Below are 14877 nucleotides of genomic sequence, written 5' to 3' on the forward strand. Positions count from 1 at the left end.
GCGCCGAGGACCTTCAGCGGAGCCGGTTCAAAACAGAGACGCTCCGATGGCGCCTCTTTCGAAGCTGAGAAGGTGCTGCTTCGTCGCCAGCCCACCGCCGTACCCGGTGAGGCTGCCGGTGGAGCCGACGACGCGGTGGCAGGGCACGATGATGCCGATCGGATTCTTGCCGTTGGCCAGGCCCACGGCCCGGGCCGCTGTCGGTTGCCCGATCCGTTCGGCGAGCTGGCCGTAGGTGATCGTCTCGCCGTAGGGGATGTCCCGCAGGGCAGTCCAGACCCGTTGCTGGAACGGGGTGCCGGCGAAGACCATGGGCAGTTCGAAGACCGTTCGCCGGCCGTCGAAGTACGCCTGTAGCTGGTTCGCGACCTCGGTGAAGGGTTCCGGGTCGGGTTCGCCGAAGGTCGCCTCCGCGGGTCGGTGCCGCTGGCGGCGCATGTAGAGGCCGGCGAGGGTTCCGTCGACCGCGACGAGGGTGAGCGGGCCGACCGGGCTCTCCACCACGGTGTGCGTCCTGTGGGTCATGGTGTGGTCTTTCGGGCGTCGGTGGGCAGGTGGTTGATGGGGTGGTCGCCGGTGGCCCAGAGGTACTGAACGGCGTACGCGCGCCATGGCCGCCAGGCCGCCGCCCGGCGGGTGAGCGCGGCAGGGGTGGCGGGGAGACCGAGTTCGCGGGCGGCGGTGCGGATTCCGAGATCGGTCGGGATGAAGGCGTCTGGGTCGCCGAGGGCGCGCATCGCGATGGTCTCGATGGTCCAGGGCCCCATTCCCGGCAAGGCCGAGAGCTGTGCCCGCGCTCGATGCCAGTCGCCTCCGACGCTGAGGTCGATCTCGTTGGCGGCCAGCGTGCTGATCAGCCCGGTGAGCGTGGTGCGGCGGGCCTGGGGGAGGGCGAGCGCCGCCGGGTCCAGGCCGGCCAGCGCGAACGGATCGGGGAAGAGGTGGGTGAGGCCGCCGGCGGGATCCGTGATCGGCGCACCGTGGGCGGTGACCAGCCGGGCGGCGTGGGTGCGGGCGGCCGCGGTGGACACCTGCTGTCCGAGCACCGCGCGTACCGCGAACTCGAACGCGTCGACGGTACGGGGCACCCGGCGGCCGGGGTCCTTTTCCACGATGGGGGCGAGCACCGGATCGCCGCGCAGCAGATCGTCGACGGCCACCGGGTCGGCGTCGAGATCGAGAAGGCGCCGGCAGCGGCTGATCGCGGTGGACAGGTCGCGCAGGTCGGTGAGGGACAGCTGGCAGCCGATGTGGTCGGGTCGCGGGCGCAGGGTGGCGATGCCCTGGCCGTGGGGCAGGCGGAGGGTACGGCGATAGGCGCCGTCGCGCCACTCCTCCACCCCTGGTACGGCGGTGGCGGCGAGGTGGCCGAACAGGTTGCCGGGACACAGCGGAGCCCGGAACGGCAGCCGCAGCGACAGCACCCCCGAGGTGTCGGCCGGGCGTCCACGGGCGACGCGTTCACGTAGCCGGGTCGGTGTCAGGGCGAAGACCTCCCGCACGGTCTCGTTGAAGGTGCGGATGCTGGTGAACCCGGCCGCGAAGGCGACGTCGCCCATCGGCAGGGCCGTTGTCTCGATCAGCATCCGGGCGGCCTGGGCCCGCTGCGCCCGCGCGAGTGCGAGCGGTCCGGCTCCGAGCTCGGCGAGCAGTTGCCGTTCGATCTGCCGGGTGCTGTAGCCGAGCTGCGCCGCCAGACCGGGCACACCATCGCGGTCGACGACCCCATCAGCGATCATGCGCATCGCCCGCGCCACCACGTCGGCGCGTTGATTCCACTCGGGGGAGCCCGGACTGGCGTCGGGACGGCAGCGCTTGCACGCCCGGAACCCGGCCTGCTGTGCCGCGGCGGCGCTGGGATAGAAGCGCATGTTCTCCACCTTGGGCGGCACCACCGGGCAGCTCGGCCGGCAGTAGATCCCGGTGGTGATCACCGCCCCGAAGAACCAGCCGTCGAACCGGGCATCCTTGGATCGGACGGCCCGAACGCACTGCTCCACGTCGTCATGCACCCCGCCAGCATCGCCTGCGGCAGGCCGTCGGGGCTGGCGGAAATCCGACATGTGCTGATCTGATGCTGGATGAAGATCCGCGACACGAAGGCAGGACATCATGACCTATCCACCGCCGGCCTATGACGGTGACACCGGCGAGCTGAGAGCGACGTACCGGCGCCCGGACGCGGTGCCGGAGCTGACCTACCCGAGCGGCAACACGGTGCACTACTTGGCGACCGGCGCGTCGACCAACGGCCAGTTCGGGATGTACCGCTGGGAAATGGGACCGGAGCCCAGTGGCCCCGCGGCGCACTTCCATCGGTCGATCTCCGAGTCGTTCTACATCCTGTCCGGCACCGTGCGTATCTACGACGGGCGGCGCTGGATCGACACGACGCCGGGCGATTTCGTGCATGTCCCGGAGGGTGGCGTACACGCCTTCCGTAACGAATCGGGGGCGCCGGCCTCGATGCTGCTGCACTTCGCTCCGGGCGCGCCTCGCGAGGGGTACTTCGAGGGGCTGCTCACCTTGGCGGGCAAGAGCGAGGAGGAGAGGGCGGAGTTCTTCCGCGAACACGACACGTATTGGCTGTGAATTCCGCGAGCGCGACAACAGGCCCGCATTCAGCAGGTGTCACCCTGGAGGAGCTGCTGGGAGTGGGGCTCCTCGCCATCCGGCTGGCCCAGCACCTGCGCGAGCGCGTCGCGCCCGGACACCCCGAGCTTGGCGTACACCCGGCCCAAATGGTTGTTGACCGTTCGGGGTGAGAGGCCGAGGCGGTCGGCGACGGCGCGACCGGACAATCCCGCCGCGGTCAGTTTGGCCACCTGCAGTTCCCGAGGAGTCAACGACACATCGAGAGTCCCCGTCAGGTCCGTCAGCGGTGTGCGGGCGCCGTCGCACTCGGTGAGCAGTTCACGGGCGAACACGAGCGCGGCCTGGGCCGCCGTACGCCGCCGCGCCCCGGCGTGCAGCCGGTGGGCTGTGGCGGCCGCTTCCGCGGCGGGCAGTAGATGGCCGAGGCGATGGAGGCGCTCGGCCGCCTCCGCGAGCAGGTGAGCGTCGTCCGTGGCCAGCGCGGTGGCCATCGTGGCGAAGGCCGCCGTCGCGGGTGCGGCGGTGTTCCTGGCGAGTTGGTGCAGCCTGTCGCACACCTCCTTCGCGGCGCCGAACCGCGCGGCGTCGAACAACGCCAGGGCCTCGATCATCGGCACTCCCGCTTTGCCCGCGGTCTTCGCGGCCCCGAGGGCGTGGCCGGCGGCGCTGGAGAGGTCGAGCGCGGCGGCGGCGACCCAGGCGCGGTCGCGCTCGATCCAGGCGTCGAAGAGCGCACCCCGTGGCGGGGGGCAGGCGTCCATTCGGCAGAGCCACGCGTCCGCCTGGACGGTGTCTCCCGCCATCGCGTACGCGCCGGCCAGCTCGGCCAGGTAGACAGCCGGTAATCGCAGCGGGTCGTGTTCGCCGAGTAACACGACCGCCTCGCGCAGCGCCTGCTGGGCCGGCTTGACCCGTCCCTGAGCCTTCGCCACGAAGCCACGGACGATCGCCCACATGCCGACCATGGGTGCCGCCATCCGCGTCTCGACGGCTTCTCGATAGGCGGTGTCCGCGGCCTTGGCCGCGGTGGTGAGAGCGCCCGCGAGAGCCAGGGCGACGCACCTGGCGGCGCCGACCTGAGCCTCTGTCCACGGCGAGGCGGCCTCCAGGCCGGTGGCGCTCGCTCGTTCGACGAGGCGGATGTCTCCCATGAGACCCGCGGCGAGCACGACCGCCGTGGCCGCCCGTGCCGTCGCTTCCGCCGGCAGCCGGGGTCCCGGCCGGGTGAGCAGCGTCGTACCGATGGCGAGAGAGCCCGCGACGTGTCCCTCGAGCAGCATCGTCCAGGCCCGCACCGCCTCCGCCGCCCGCTCGCCGGTCGGGTTCCCCTGGGCCGGTGCGGTTTCGTGCTGCCAGTATTCGATCTTCTCCCTGACTATCGCCCGCCGGTCGGCGCGTTCTTCGTTGTCGCATTCGTCCGGAGCCGGGAGTACGTCGGCCGCGTCCGCGAAGCGGCCCCGCAACACCCTCACCTCGGCCAGGGTCAGGTTCGCGTCCACCCCGCCGCCGGCGGCACCGGACGCGGTCGCCAGCCGCTCGGCGACCTCGAGCTCCAGCCGTTCGGCGGCGCGTTCGGCGGCGGCCAGCAACTCCTGGCCGGAGGAGTCGAGGCCCGCGGTGCGCCGCCACATGACCAGCTCGAACGCGTCGTCCGCGCGACGGCGTGGTGAGGCGGCAAGGGACTCGGCCAGCCGCGCCCAGATCTCGTGCGCTCGGGCGCGTGGCATGCGCGCGCGGATGACCTCCCCGTACGCGGGGATCGTGAGCCGCGCCTGGTGCCGCGCTCCGGAGGGTTCGACCACCACCAGCCCCTGCCGTTCGGCCCGCACCACCGCGGAGTGCCCGGTGAGCTCCTCGAGCACGGGCTGGCCGAGTGGCTCCTTGCAGGCGAGCACCTCGAGTACGGCCAGCACGGCCGGATCGTCGACCTGCATCTGCGCCTCGATCAGATCACCGAGCCGGCCGGTGATCCGCAGATCGCCACTCAGATGCCAGAGTCCGTCGCGGCGCAGCAGCGCGGATCCCTCCAGCGCGGATTGCGCGAGCTCGCGCAGCACGAGCGGGTTGCCGGCGGACAGCCGGCGGAACGTGTGCCGCGTGACGGCGTCCAGCGGACCGCCCAGGCCGCGCTCAAGCAGGGTGTCCACCTCGCTGTCGCTCAGCGGCCGCAGCTCGACCCGGCGGGCCACGCCTTCCTTCCACAACGCCGTCATCACGTCGGGCGCCGTGTGTCCCTGCCGTACGGTGAGCAGCACGAAGGTCCTTGTGTGCACGGCGAGCTGGTACACGAGCGCGGCCGAGACGTCGTCGAGCAGATGGGTGTCGTCCACGACGAACACGGGCCGCTTCCCGTTGGGAACGCTGAAACGTTCCACGATCTGGCCGAAGATGTGCGCGGTGACGGGCTCCGCGGCGTCGTGTGGCAGCGCGAGATGCAGCAATGATCCCAAGGGGATCGCCCCGGCGGCACGGGTCCCCGTCGCCCAGGCCGTCGGGTGACCCGCCGCCGCGAGCCGGGCGAGCGCCTCCTTGGCCAGGCGCGTCCGGCCCACACCCGGCGGTCCCACGATCACCACGCCGCCGACGTCCGCCTGCGTCGCCGCTGACAGGACCGTGCGCAGTGCCGCGGCGCGCCCGACGAGTGGCCAAAGGTTCCCGGGGCGTCCGTCGTGCGGACGGCTGTCTGCCATGTCGTCCCTTCCAGATGTCGTCACACTGCGACGTCGTGCCCTGACCGGAGATGCCCCCAGCGGCGACTCTCATGCCGCGTCCCCCGCCCGAAACTCAGGCAGGTCCTTGATCTTCTCCACGTGAAGCGTGCTCCCCTTTGGCGCCCTTCAAACAGGCGTAGCGGGGCGCTGACCATGCGTGACGGCGTCCGGACGCGCCAATGGCCACCCGCTTGATGGCGCCCAGGCCCAAACGGCCTCAAAGGGTGGTCCGGAAGGCGTGGCGGTCGGCCGCAGAAGGGACCGGCGTCCCGCGATGGCGGAGCGGCTCCGTTTACGGTGCGAGGAGGTCGTCGGCGATGGCGAGCAGGCGTACGGCTGCCGCGTCCGACGCCCGGTCCCTGCCCCGCAGCCTCTCGCCGATCCGCCGCAGCAGCGCGTTCGGGTCGGCGAGAGGCTCCCGGCCATCGCTGCGCCGCACGCGAAGCAGGAGCTCCAGGGCGCAGGCGGCCTGCGTGGCGAACATGCCCAGGAGCTCCATGTCGTCCAGATCGCTGCGGGAAGCTGTGCGATCCAGCACCTCCAGGACCCCCACGCATTCCTCGAACCGGATGAGTGGTGCCGCCATGATGGTCCGCGGGACGTAACCGGTGGACTCCGCGGCGTCCTGGGCGAACTGCGTCACAGCCGACACGTCGTCCGCGACCATCGGCTGCCCGCTCGCCGCGACCCAGCCGGCGATCCCGGTTCCCGCCGGAAAGTGGCTCCCGACCAGCTCTTTCTCGCCTTCGCCCGAGACGGCTTCGAAGACCAGGTCACCGGTGTCGGGGTCCACGAGGAAGATGGAGGCGGCGGCGGCGCCGAACATGTGGCGGGCCACCTCGACGATCGACTGCAGCAGCCTGCGCTCGGTGCCGTCCAGCGAATCGGGAGAGTCGGGGAAGTCAGCGGACATGGGGCTCTCCGTTCTGCGTCATGGTGTTGTCCGCGGCCAGGTAGAGGACCGTCTTGAGCTGGAACGGCGTCAGCCACGGATGCTTGCCCAGGATGAGCGCGCAGATGCCGGTGATGTGCGGCGCCGCGAAGCTGTTGCCGGTGCTGCGGATCTCCCGGCCGCCGGGCCAGGCGACCGGCACCCTGACCCCTCGCGCGAGAAACTCCGCCGGCGGCGCGGGGTTGTAGTAGTACGTCATCGGGTCCGCCTCGTCGTGGCTGGCCACCGAGACGACCGAGGAGAACGTCCACGGGTAGCTGAGCACCGGCATGTTGTGCGCGGCGGCGACCAGGAGGCAACGCCGGAAGTACGCGCGGTCGGCGAGCTCGTGCAGGGATTCGCGCAGGCCCGACCTCGTGCTGGAGAGGCTGAGGTTGACCAGGTCGTAACCCTGGTCGATGGCCCAGCGCAGCCCGGTCACCAGGGCGTCACCGGTGCCGGACTTTCCGTCGGTGAGCGCGCGTACGGAGGTGATCGCCGCTCCGGGGGCGACCGACCTGATCACTCCGGCGCAGGCCGTGCCGTGCCCGGCCGGGTCGACGGGAGCGCACTCGGCGACGGTCAGCCTGCCCTCGTCCCCGCTGACGACCTCGACCGACCGATCCAGGCCGCCGATCTTGGGATGGTCGCCCGCCACGCCCGTGTCCACGACGCACACGCGTACTCCCGTGCCGTCGGACCCACCCCATGCCCACTCCCTGGTCACCCCCGCCAGCGGGCTGACCTGGAAGGGTTCCGGGGGCTGCCGCGTGGTGGCCAGCCCCCACGCGGGCACCCCGGGGAAGTGCGGGCGCTGGTTCCGGCGCCAGGGCGGCGTGCTCATCGCAGTCCCTTCAGCCAGTCGCGGACACGCTGCGCGGGCAGGTTCGCGCCTTTGCTCAGGTACGCGTCGAGCGCGCGCCGGGCGGCCTCGGCCGGGTCGTGTCCGGCGGCTCGCCGGATCCGGGCGATCTCGACCAGGACGTCCCCTCGAAGACAAGGGTCGTCGGTCGATTCGAGCAGCGCGGTCGCACGGTCCGCGGCGCTCATCGCGTCCGCGTGCTCCCCGTCGAACGAGGCGATCGCGCCTCTCATCGCGAGGGCCGTGAGCTCGCCGCGCAGCTGTGGCGGCCCCGCGTCGCCGCGCGCCAGCTCCGCGGCCGCCCGCCGGACGTCTCCCCGCCGGAGGGTCTCTCGCGCGGCGTAGATATCCAAGGTCGCGGCGGGCCCCCCATGGCCTGCCGTACGGAGGGCGTCGGCGGCCCGCCCGAACAGCTCCCTCGCGTCCTCGTGGTTGCCGTCCAGGGACTCCACCAGCCCCCGCACCTGGACGACGGCGATCGCCGAGAGGCCGAGGTGCAACTCCTCTGCGTAGTGACCGGCCGTGTCGAGCGACTCACGGGCGCCGCCGAGGTCGCCGGAGAGCGCGAGCAGGCGGGCCCTGGTGACGAGCACCGGCACCAGCAGGGCGCGATCACCGGCGAAGCGGGCCAGCAGGTCGGCGCAGAGCGCGAGCCCTTCCGGCACCGGGGTGGGAGACCATTGCACCAGCTCGCACAGCCCGCCGAGCAGCCGGTCCTCCTCATAGCGGTCGCCCATCGGCCGGGCCAGCGCGAGCCCGTCACGCAGCGCGCGGTCGGCGGCGCCGAACCGGCCGTCCTGGATGTGGACCAGGGCTTGGAGCTGGTGGAAGCGGCACCAGCCCAGGTCGTCCCGGGGGTCGAGCGCCAGCCGGACGCGAAGGGGTTCGAGCTCCGGCGCGCGGGCGCCCGAGCGCAGGGCGAGGACCTCCCGCTGGATCACGCAGATGAGCTGGGTCCGCGGGTCTTCCGGCAGCAGTTCCTCCGCACGGTCCAGGGCCGCGGCCGCCGCGGCGGCCTCCCCGTGTGCCAGCTCGGCGTCGCTGATCCGGACGGCCAGCGACCGGTGCTCGTCCCTGCCCGGGGGCAGCATCTCCCGTCCCTGCTCCAGCAGCGCGATCGCCGCGGGCAGGTCTCTGCGGTGCAACGCCTGACCGCCGTCCCTGATGAGCTGGTCGGCGGCCCGGCCGGTCAGCTCGGGCAGGAGCGGATCGCCGGGGCGTACCTGCCGGGTGAGGCGGCAGGCCGCCAGCAGGTGCCGGCTGACGTCCCCGGACGCCGGTCCCAGGAAGGGAGCCTGCTCCGAGGCGTCGCCGGCCCGGTCGCCGAACCAGTCGGCCAGCCTTCGGTGCCAGTCCGCCCGCACCTCCTTGCTCGTCAGCGCGTACACGCTCTCCCGGGTGAGGGTCTGCGCGAACTCGTACGCTCCCGGCAGCGCGCCACGCCGGATGAGGCGCTCGCGCCGCAACCGGCTCAGCGGAGCGGCCGTCATGGCGGGTTCGCCGTCGAAGAGGACCTCCAGCTGCTCCACCGAGAAGGAGTGCCCGATGGTCGCGGCCCGTTCGAGCACCTGGCGCTCGGCCGCGTCCAGCCGATCCAGCCGGGCCCCGAGCAGTGCCTGGATGGTGGGCGGGAGGGAGGCGGCGCCCTCGGCGAGGGTCTCCAGCATCAGCTCGGCGAAGAGCGGGTTGCCGTCCGAACCGTGGATCACCCGCTGGTACGTGCCGTCGTCGTCGTGGGCGACGACGTCCGCCCGCCCGGCGCGGAGCTCGGCGACGAGCCGGGCCATGTGCGGCGGGCTCATCGGGCCGAGCTCCAGCGACATGGCGCAGGTCATGCCCCCTCCCCAGGAGGGGCGGGCCTCGTAGAGCTCGGGCCGGGCGACGCAGACGAGGAGCACGGGCACGTCTGCGAGCCACGCCGAGCAGTCCTCGATCAGGTCGAGGAGGGTCGGCTGGGCCCACTGCAGATTGTCCAGCACCACCACCAGCGGCCGGCGCTGGGCGAGCACCTCGAACAGCGACCGTACGGCCTGCGCGATCTCCGCGACCCCGGGATTCTCCTGGTAATCCGCGTCACCGCGGCACGCCAGCCCGCGCAGCGCCCGCTCACCTTCCGTGCCCACGGCCTCGGCGATGGCGGGCCAGTCGCCGTTGAGGGCTTCGAGCATCTCCGTGATGGGCCGGTACGTGGCGCCGATGCCGTAGGACGGGCACCGGCCGGCGAGCACGGTCACGTCCTCGGGCAGGTTCGTCAGAAACTCTCTGACGAGCCGGGACTTGCCGATGCCCGGCACACCGAGCAGGGTCGCCATGCAGCACTGCCGCCCGCGTACGACGCGGTCATGGAAGCGCGTCAGCTGCTGCAGCTCCTCGGTCCGGCCGATCAACGGGACCGTGTCGGTCTCCGGCGCGCCGCGATCGGGCTCCACGGTGACGAGCCGCCACGCCCGTACCGGATCTCTCTTGCCCTTGAGCGTGAGCGGGGGGACGCCGTCCAGCAGCGCGTGCCGCCTGACCAGGCGGGCCACCTCGTCGCCCAGGAGGATCTCGCCGTCGCCCGCCGCGGACTGCAGCCGGCTCGCGGTGTTGACCGTGTCGCCGATCACCCGCACGTTCGAGCCGGACCCGTCGGCGACCATCACCTCGCCGAAGGCGATGCCGCAATGGGCGTCCAGCCGGACTCCGTGGGTGGGGGCTATCTCGGCGCTGAGCCGGTGCACGGCCGTCATCGCCGCGTCCGCCGCGAGGACGGCCCGCAGCGCGTCGTCCTCACGGCTGACCGGGACGCCGAACACCGCCATGATCGCGTCGCCGATGTACTTCTCCACGGCGCCGCCGTGCTCGAAGATCTCCGTCCGGCACGCCGCGTAGTAGCGGTCGAGGACGCGCAGGAGCAGTTCGGGGTCGAGGCGCTCGGCGAGCTCCGTCGACCCCACAATGTCGATGAACAGGACCACGACGTTACGGCGGGCGGGTCGCGGGTCCCTGTCGCTCATACGAGCTTGAGCTCCTGTCCTTCCACCTCGCCGGTGTGGTCGTCCAGACGCTTCTTGATCGAGTTCAGTACGGCGACCTCGGTCTCCGTGAGCGAGGCGAACACGGTTCGCTGCCGCTCATCGAGCAGGTCGATGGGATGCCCGCCCGCCCGCAGCGTGGCCAGCGCGTCGAACCCGCCCGATCCGGTTGCGTTCATGAACCACAAGCCTGAAACGGCTCATCGGGGTTCGCAAGAGATCAGGACACCCACATTCGTGTGGTCTTCGCTCTGCCTGGCGAAAGGCGTTTAGCCCACATTTGTGGGGTTGTGTCGCCTCCGCGTCGCCAGCCGATACTCGACCTGCAACGCGTCCCCCCTTAAGACGGAGAGGTGAAGGCATGGCCTTCGATCCGAAGGAAGCCCTGCGCGAAGCCGGCGTCCTGAACGACCCGATCGCCGCGGAAGTCGAGGCGGCGTTCGCCACCTTGACCAAAGAGGAAACCGACCTGCTCATCTCGCTGAAGGACAAGCTTCCCGCCGCGCTGCCCGTGGTCATGGCGGGCGGCCAGTGGGCGAGGCCCGAGGTCGAGGTGCACAACGAGTCACCCGAAGCGTCGTGCCTGTGCGGAGCTTGGTCCGGGTCCGGGTCCAGCGGGCCGAAGCCACCGAACTAATCCGACGGCCCACGGGTGCGGTCCCGGTCGCATGTCGCCCGACAGGGCCGGGGCCGCGCCTGCCGCTGAGAGCGTGAAGGGAAACGGATGTCTGGGAAGCTGGCCCGGAACCACGCGTTGTTCTACGTACCAGAAGACCTTACCTACTTCATGCACGCCGGGGACTATCTGGTCGTCAACCCGCACTCCGGCGGTCGGTGTGTCCTCGATTCGCGTGAGTTCGGTGTCCTGCGAGCCTTGGCCCGGCCCTACGCGCGGCTCGAAGAGACCGAGGAGACCGATCGGGCCCTCGCCAAACTCATTCTGAGCTGGATCGTCTACTACAACGGCAACCATCCGCGGATCAAGCTGAAGGAGCCGCCGCTCCGCATGGCGTACTACGCCATCACCGACGGTTGCAACCTTCGCTGCCCCTATTGCTACGCGTCCTCGGAGAAGTGCCTGCCCGGTGAGCTCAACACCGAGGAGTCGCTCAACCTGGTCTCCCAGATCGCCGACATCGGCGCCTCCACCCTGGTCTTCACCGGTGGGGAGCCCATGCTCAGGAAAGACCTGTTCCAGATCGTGGAGCATGCCAACCGGAGCGGCCTGACCTCGAACATCATCACCAACGCCACCATGATCAGGACTCCGGCGATGGCGGAGCGGTTCGCCGAGCTGTTCACCGGCGTCACGGTGAGCGTCGACGGCGGCACGGCCGAGACGCACGACCGCACGCGGGGCGCCGGCTCCTTCGCCAAGACCCACAAGGCCCTGCGGCTGCTCAACGACGCGGGCGTCGTGCCGATGATCAACCATATCGTCACCTCGGAGAACGTCGAGGAGCTCGAGGGCTTCGCCTCGTTCATGGACGGGATCGAGGTGCACAGCATCCGGCTGATGTACCACAACAACCTGGGCCGGGGAGAGAGCGACGAGTACGACTTCGGCTGGGACGACCATCTGAGGATCCAGCAGCTCACCTGGACCTCACCAGTCGCCGGCAAGCTGCTCCCGGACGGCCCGAAGACGCTGAAGCTGTGCTCGGTGAAGGCCAACTGCGGGATGGGCGGCAACGAGATCTACATCAACTCGCTGGGGGACGTCTACCCGTGCAAGCTCGTCACGGGACGCTCACACTTCGCGGGCAACGTGAGACGGCAATCCCTGGCGGAGATCTTCGGCAGCCCGGTCCTGTACGACATGCGGACGAGCTCCGTGTTCGGCGGCGACTACCACGCCGACTGCGCGAAGTGCTACATCAAGTCGTCCTGCGGCGGAGGCTGCCGCGCCTCTCACATGGCGGAGTCGGGAGACCTGCGGCGCAACAGCCGTCATCAGTGCAGGATCCTGCGGCACGGCATCGTCACGCAACTCTGGCTGGAATCCGGCGTCGACCCCGCGGAACTCGCCGAGGATCCGGAAATGCAGACGCCCCGCCTGCTCCTCAATGACGACGTCCATCCGGTCTTCGACGACTGGAAGACCTACGTTCGCCCCCCAGCCGAGGCCGTCAAGGTCCGCGAGCTGCTTCCCATAACGCCGGTATAGAGGAGGTGGAGTGTGTCACTCCAGATCAGTGACTCGGTGATTTGGCAGGAGACCGCGGGGGGCATCTCGCTCTATCACGCCGAAACCGGGGATTTCCACACCCTGAACGAGACCGGTTCCCGGATATGGGAGCTCGTCGCGAGCGACGGGGAGCGAGAGCCGATCGTCGCGAAGCTGTCGCACGAGTTCGCCGGAGACAACCTCGCGATGAGCGTCCGCGTGCTGAAGGACGTGCAGGAGTTCCTCGGCAGCATGATCGAACGGGGTCTGATCGAAGAGCACCCTGCATGACCAGAGCGGTCGTCCTCGGCGGCGGCTTCGCGGGATCGCTGGCCGGCGCCGTGCTCGCCAGGCACGCGGACGACGTGATCGTGATCGAGAACGATCACTATCCGTCCGGTCCCCGTGCCCGGCGGGGACTACCCCAGTCGCAGCACAGCCACGTCCTCGTGGCCGGTGGCGCGCGGGCGCTGCAGGAACTGCTTCCGGGGACGCTCGAAGCGCTCTTCGCGCGCGGCGCGCATCACCGCCGCCTGCCCGGCGACGCGCTGATCCTCGCCGCGGCGGGCTGGTTCCGGCGGCTGGACACCGGGGCTTACCTCATCTCGTGCAGCCGGGGACTCCTGGACCAGGTGGTACGGCAGCGTGCGCTGGGCGCCGTCTCGACGTGGACGGGCACGCGGGCGCTCGGCCTGGTGGGAGACGCGAGCCGGGTCACCGGGGTCGCGGTCAGCCGTGAAGGCGCCGCGCCGGAGACGATCGAAGCGGATCTCGTCGTCGACGCGACCGGGCGCAGATCGAAGGCGCCACGGTGGCTGGCCGAGCTCGGCGGGGCGGAGATCGAGGAGACGACCGTCTCAACCGGGCTGGCCTACTCCACCCGGGTCTATCAGGCGCCCGCCGAACTCGCCGGTGAGATTCCGGCCATCATGCTGCACCCGCGGCCAGTGACGGGGCGGCCGGGCCAGGGGGCGACGCTGTTCCCGATCGAGGACGGCCGGTGGATCGTCACCCTGACCGGCACCCGGGGCGGCGAGCCGCCCGCGGACGAGCGGGGCTTCGCGGACTTCGCGCGCTCGCTGCGCGACCCGATCGTGGCGGACCTCATGGCGGCGGCCACACCACTCGGCGGCGTCCGGCCGTACCGTGACACCTCGAACCGGAGAAGGTACTTCGAACGAGCGCGCCTGCCCGCCGGCTTCGTCGCGATCGGTGACGCGGTCGTCGCGGTGAATCCCGTTCACTCGCATGGGATGTCGGTCGCCGCGCTGAGCACGCTCCGGCTGGACAGGGAGTTGACGCGGCGCGGGCTCGATCCGGCCGCCTCCGCCGAAGTGCAGGCGGCCATGACGGCGGAAGCGGAATCGTCATGGCGGATGGCGGTCGCGCAGGACGCGGGATCGGCCGGGCGTGTGGCGGTCGCGGAGGGCGCGGGATCGGCCGGGCGTGTGGCGGTCGCGGAGGGCGCGGGATCGGCCGGGCGAGTGGCGGTCGCGGGGGACGCGGGGCCGGTCGGACGGCGGGAAGCGACCGCGTTCGAGCGCGAGATTCTCGCCCGCAGGACTCGGGCCCTGCTGAGCAGTCCGGAGCTGGCCGCCGATTTCTTCCGCGCTCAGACCTTGATGCCCGCACGGGCCGAGAAAGACGGATCGGCAGTGGCACGGGCGCTGACGGGAGAACCGGATCCCCTTCTCACCACGCGCGAAGCCGTCATGCAGTACCCGGCGCTGCACGCGTGGTGGGACGCGCTCAACCGCGTGCGCGGCGGCCGTGAGCCGAGCCTGCGGTGATGAACCCGGATTCGTACGCGATGCCGACCGCGTGCGCCCGGTTCGCCGCCGACAGCTTGGTGAGGATGCGCGCCAGGTGCGAACGGACGGTTCCGGTGCCGATGCCGAGCTTGTCGGCGATACCGGCGTTCGACAGGCCGGCCGCGACGAGCGCCAGCACCTCTGCCTCGCGGCGGGTGAGCTCCGCGAGCCGGTGATCGACCCCGGTGGTCACCGCGGCGATGCGATCGCGGAGCCGCGTGATCATCGAGCTGGAGATGAACGTCTGCCCGGCGGCGACCAGGCGGATCGCGGGCACGATCTCCTCGACCAGCGACGCCCGGTGCACGAAACCGCCCGCGCCCCCGCGTAGCGCGCGGCCGAGCAGTTCCTCGTCCAGCGCTTCGGAGACCACCAGCACCCGCATCCCGTTCCTCGCCTGCGCCGCGACGATCCGGGCGAATTCCACGCCGTCCGCCTGCCGCAGCGCCGCGTTCACCACCGCCACCCTCGGCCGATGCCTGACGACCAGATCGCCCAGCCGGTCGGCGGCGCCGGCCTCGCCCACCACGTAGATGCCGTTGCCCATGTGGAGCACGCTCCTGAGCCTGGCGCGCACCACCCGGTCCGGCTCGCCCACGACGACCCGCAGAATGGGCATGGCCTCGCCGGCAGGGCTCGCGTCAATCGGTTGCGCCACCTGACCACCCGAGTTTGAGCCCGTTTGCTCGACCGGCACACTATGCGCGTCCGGTTCCCGGACAGCCAGAGCAGCGGGGTTACTCACGTCGGCGGGCCGCATGTGAGAAGTACTCATGACTGTCTGTA

At 71.0% G+C, this 14877-nt stretch carries 13 protein-coding genes; 5 read left to right on the forward strand and 8 right to left on the reverse strand.

Going from position 1 to position 14877, the window contains the following annotated elements; translation table 11 throughout:
* Positions 1-27: 27 nt before the first annotated feature.
* Positions 28-525, reverse strand: a complete 498-nt coding sequence (locus ACQP2T_RS16380; RefSeq protein WP_433516989.1) for a methylated-DNA--[protein]-cysteine S-methyltransferase — start codon at positions 523-525, stop codon at positions 28-30.
* Positions 522-2012 (reverse strand): AlkA N-terminal domain-containing protein, encoded by a 1491-nt coding sequence (locus ACQP2T_RS16385; RefSeq protein ID WP_433516990.1) that lies wholly within the window; start codon positions 2010-2012, stop codon positions 522-524. Before ACQP2T_RS16385 ends, ACQP2T_RS16380 begins: the two co-directional genes overlap by 4 nt.
* A gap of 100 nt (positions 2013-2112) precedes the next feature.
* On the opposite strand from ACQP2T_RS16385, the gene ACQP2T_RS16390 reads away from it, so the two are divergent.
* Positions 2113-2592: a cupin domain-containing protein gene (locus ACQP2T_RS16390; RefSeq protein ID WP_433516991.1), complete on the forward strand. Its 480-nt coding sequence runs from the start codon at positions 2113-2115 to the stop codon at positions 2590-2592.
* 29 nt (positions 2593-2621) lie between these two features.
* Here ACQP2T_RS16390 and ACQP2T_RS16395 read toward each other — a convergent pair whose 3' ends face one another.
* From ACQP2T_RS16395 to ACQP2T_RS16415, 5 genes are all read right to left on the reverse strand, one after another.
* Positions 2622-5285, reverse strand: a complete 2664-nt coding sequence (locus tag ACQP2T_RS16395; RefSeq protein ID WP_433516992.1) for a LuxR C-terminal-related transcriptional regulator — start codon at positions 5283-5285, stop codon at positions 2622-2624.
* 313 nt (positions 5286-5598) lie between these two features.
* Complete coding sequence (locus tag ACQP2T_RS16400) at positions 5599-6219, reverse strand: GAF domain-containing protein (RefSeq protein WP_433516993.1); 621 nt, start codon at positions 6217-6219, stop codon at positions 5599-5601.
* Positions 6209-7081, reverse strand: a complete 873-nt coding sequence (locus ACQP2T_RS16405) for a S8 family serine peptidase (protein ID WP_433516994.1) — start codon at positions 7079-7081, stop codon at positions 6209-6211. The genes ACQP2T_RS16400 and ACQP2T_RS16405 overlap by 11 nt, the downstream gene beginning before the upstream one ends.
* On the reverse strand, positions 7078-10095 hold the full coding sequence (locus tag ACQP2T_RS16410; RefSeq protein WP_433516995.1) for an AAA family ATPase: 3018 nt from the start codon (positions 10093-10095) through the stop codon (positions 7078-7080). Before ACQP2T_RS16410 ends, ACQP2T_RS16405 begins: the two co-directional genes overlap by 4 nt.
* Positions 10092-10292 carry an aroma-sacti cluster domain-containing protein gene (locus ACQP2T_RS16415; RefSeq protein ID WP_225288900.1) on the reverse strand — a complete coding sequence of 67 codons (201 nt, stop codon included), beginning with the start codon at positions 10290-10292 and terminating at the stop codon, positions 10092-10094. Before ACQP2T_RS16415 ends, ACQP2T_RS16410 begins: the two co-directional genes overlap by 4 nt.
* A 182-nt stretch (positions 10293-10474) precedes the next feature.
* On the opposite strand from ACQP2T_RS16415, the gene ACQP2T_RS16420 reads away from it, so the two are divergent.
* The 4 genes from ACQP2T_RS16420 (at position 10475) to ACQP2T_RS16435 (ending at position 14070) form a co-directional block, all read left to right on the forward strand.
* Entirely contained in the window at positions 10475-10750 is a 276-nt protein-coding gene (locus ACQP2T_RS16420; RefSeq protein ID WP_433516996.1) for a StsA-related sactipeptide RiPP, read from the forward strand.
* 87 nt (positions 10751-10837) lie between these two features.
* A complete protein-coding gene (gene stsB, locus ACQP2T_RS16425) occupies positions 10838-12280 on the forward strand; it encodes a StsB family radical SAM/SPASM domain sactipeptide maturase (RefSeq protein ID WP_433516997.1) in 1443 nt (480 codons plus the stop codon).
* Between the two features lie 12 nt (positions 12281-12292).
* Positions 12293-12571, forward strand: a complete 279-nt coding sequence (locus ACQP2T_RS16430; RefSeq protein WP_225288903.1) for a PqqD family protein — start codon at positions 12293-12295, stop codon at positions 12569-12571.
* A complete protein-coding gene (locus ACQP2T_RS16435; protein ID WP_433516998.1) occupies positions 12568-14070 on the forward strand; it encodes an NAD(P)/FAD-dependent oxidoreductase in 1503 nt (500 codons plus the stop codon). The genes ACQP2T_RS16430 and ACQP2T_RS16435 overlap by 4 nt, the downstream gene beginning before the upstream one ends.
* Here ACQP2T_RS16435 and ACQP2T_RS16440 read toward each other — a convergent pair.
* Positions 14030-14749 (reverse strand): response regulator transcription factor, encoded by a 720-nt coding sequence (locus tag ACQP2T_RS16440; RefSeq protein ID WP_433516999.1) that lies wholly within the window; start codon positions 14747-14749, stop codon positions 14030-14032. The genes ACQP2T_RS16435 and ACQP2T_RS16440 overlap by 41 nt on opposite strands.
* Between the last annotated feature and the right edge of the window lie 128 nt (positions 14750-14877).

The organism is Nonomuraea sp. CA-143628, assembly GCF_050942315.1.
In the GTDB taxonomy this organism is placed as follows: domain Bacteria; phylum Actinomycetota; class Actinomycetes; order Streptosporangiales; family Streptosporangiaceae; genus Nonomuraea.

Bases quoted from the DNA above. Each gene is read 5' to 3' on its own strand.
- ACQP2T_RS16380 (WP_433516989.1), bottom strand. From the start codon at position 525: ATGACCCACAGGACGCACACCGTGGTGGAGAGCCCGGTCGGCCCGCTC.
- ACQP2T_RS16390 (WP_433516991.1), top strand. From the start codon at position 2,113: ATGACCTATCCACCGCCGGCCTATGACGGTGACACCGGCGAGCTGAGA.
- ACQP2T_RS16395 (WP_433516992.1), bottom strand. From the start codon at position 5,285: ATGGCAGACAGCCGTCCGCACGACGGACGCCCCGGGAACCTTTGGCCA.
- ACQP2T_RS16400 (WP_433516993.1), bottom strand. From the start codon at position 6,219: ATGTCCGCTGACTTCCCCGACTCTCCCGATTCGCTGGACGGCACCGAG.
- ACQP2T_RS16405 (WP_433516994.1), bottom strand. From the start codon at position 7,081: ATGAGCACGCCGCCCTGGCGCCGGAACCAGCGCCCGCACTTCCCCGGG.
- ACQP2T_RS16410 (WP_433516995.1), bottom strand. From the start codon at position 10,095: ATGAGCGACAGGGACCCGCGACCCGCCCGCCGTAACGTCGTGGTCCTG.
- ACQP2T_RS16415 (WP_225288900.1), bottom strand. From the start codon at position 10,292: ATGAACGCAACCGGATCGGGCGGGTTCGACGCGCTGGCCACGCTGCGG.
- ACQP2T_RS16420 (WP_433516996.1), top strand. From the start codon at position 10,475: ATGGCCTTCGATCCGAAGGAAGCCCTGCGCGAAGCCGGCGTCCTGAAC.
- stsB (WP_433516997.1), top strand. From the start codon at position 10,838: ATGTCTGGGAAGCTGGCCCGGAACCACGCGTTGTTCTACGTACCAGAA.
- ACQP2T_RS16435 (WP_433516998.1), top strand. From the start codon at position 12,568: ATGACCAGAGCGGTCGTCCTCGGCGGCGGCTTCGCGGGATCGCTGGCC.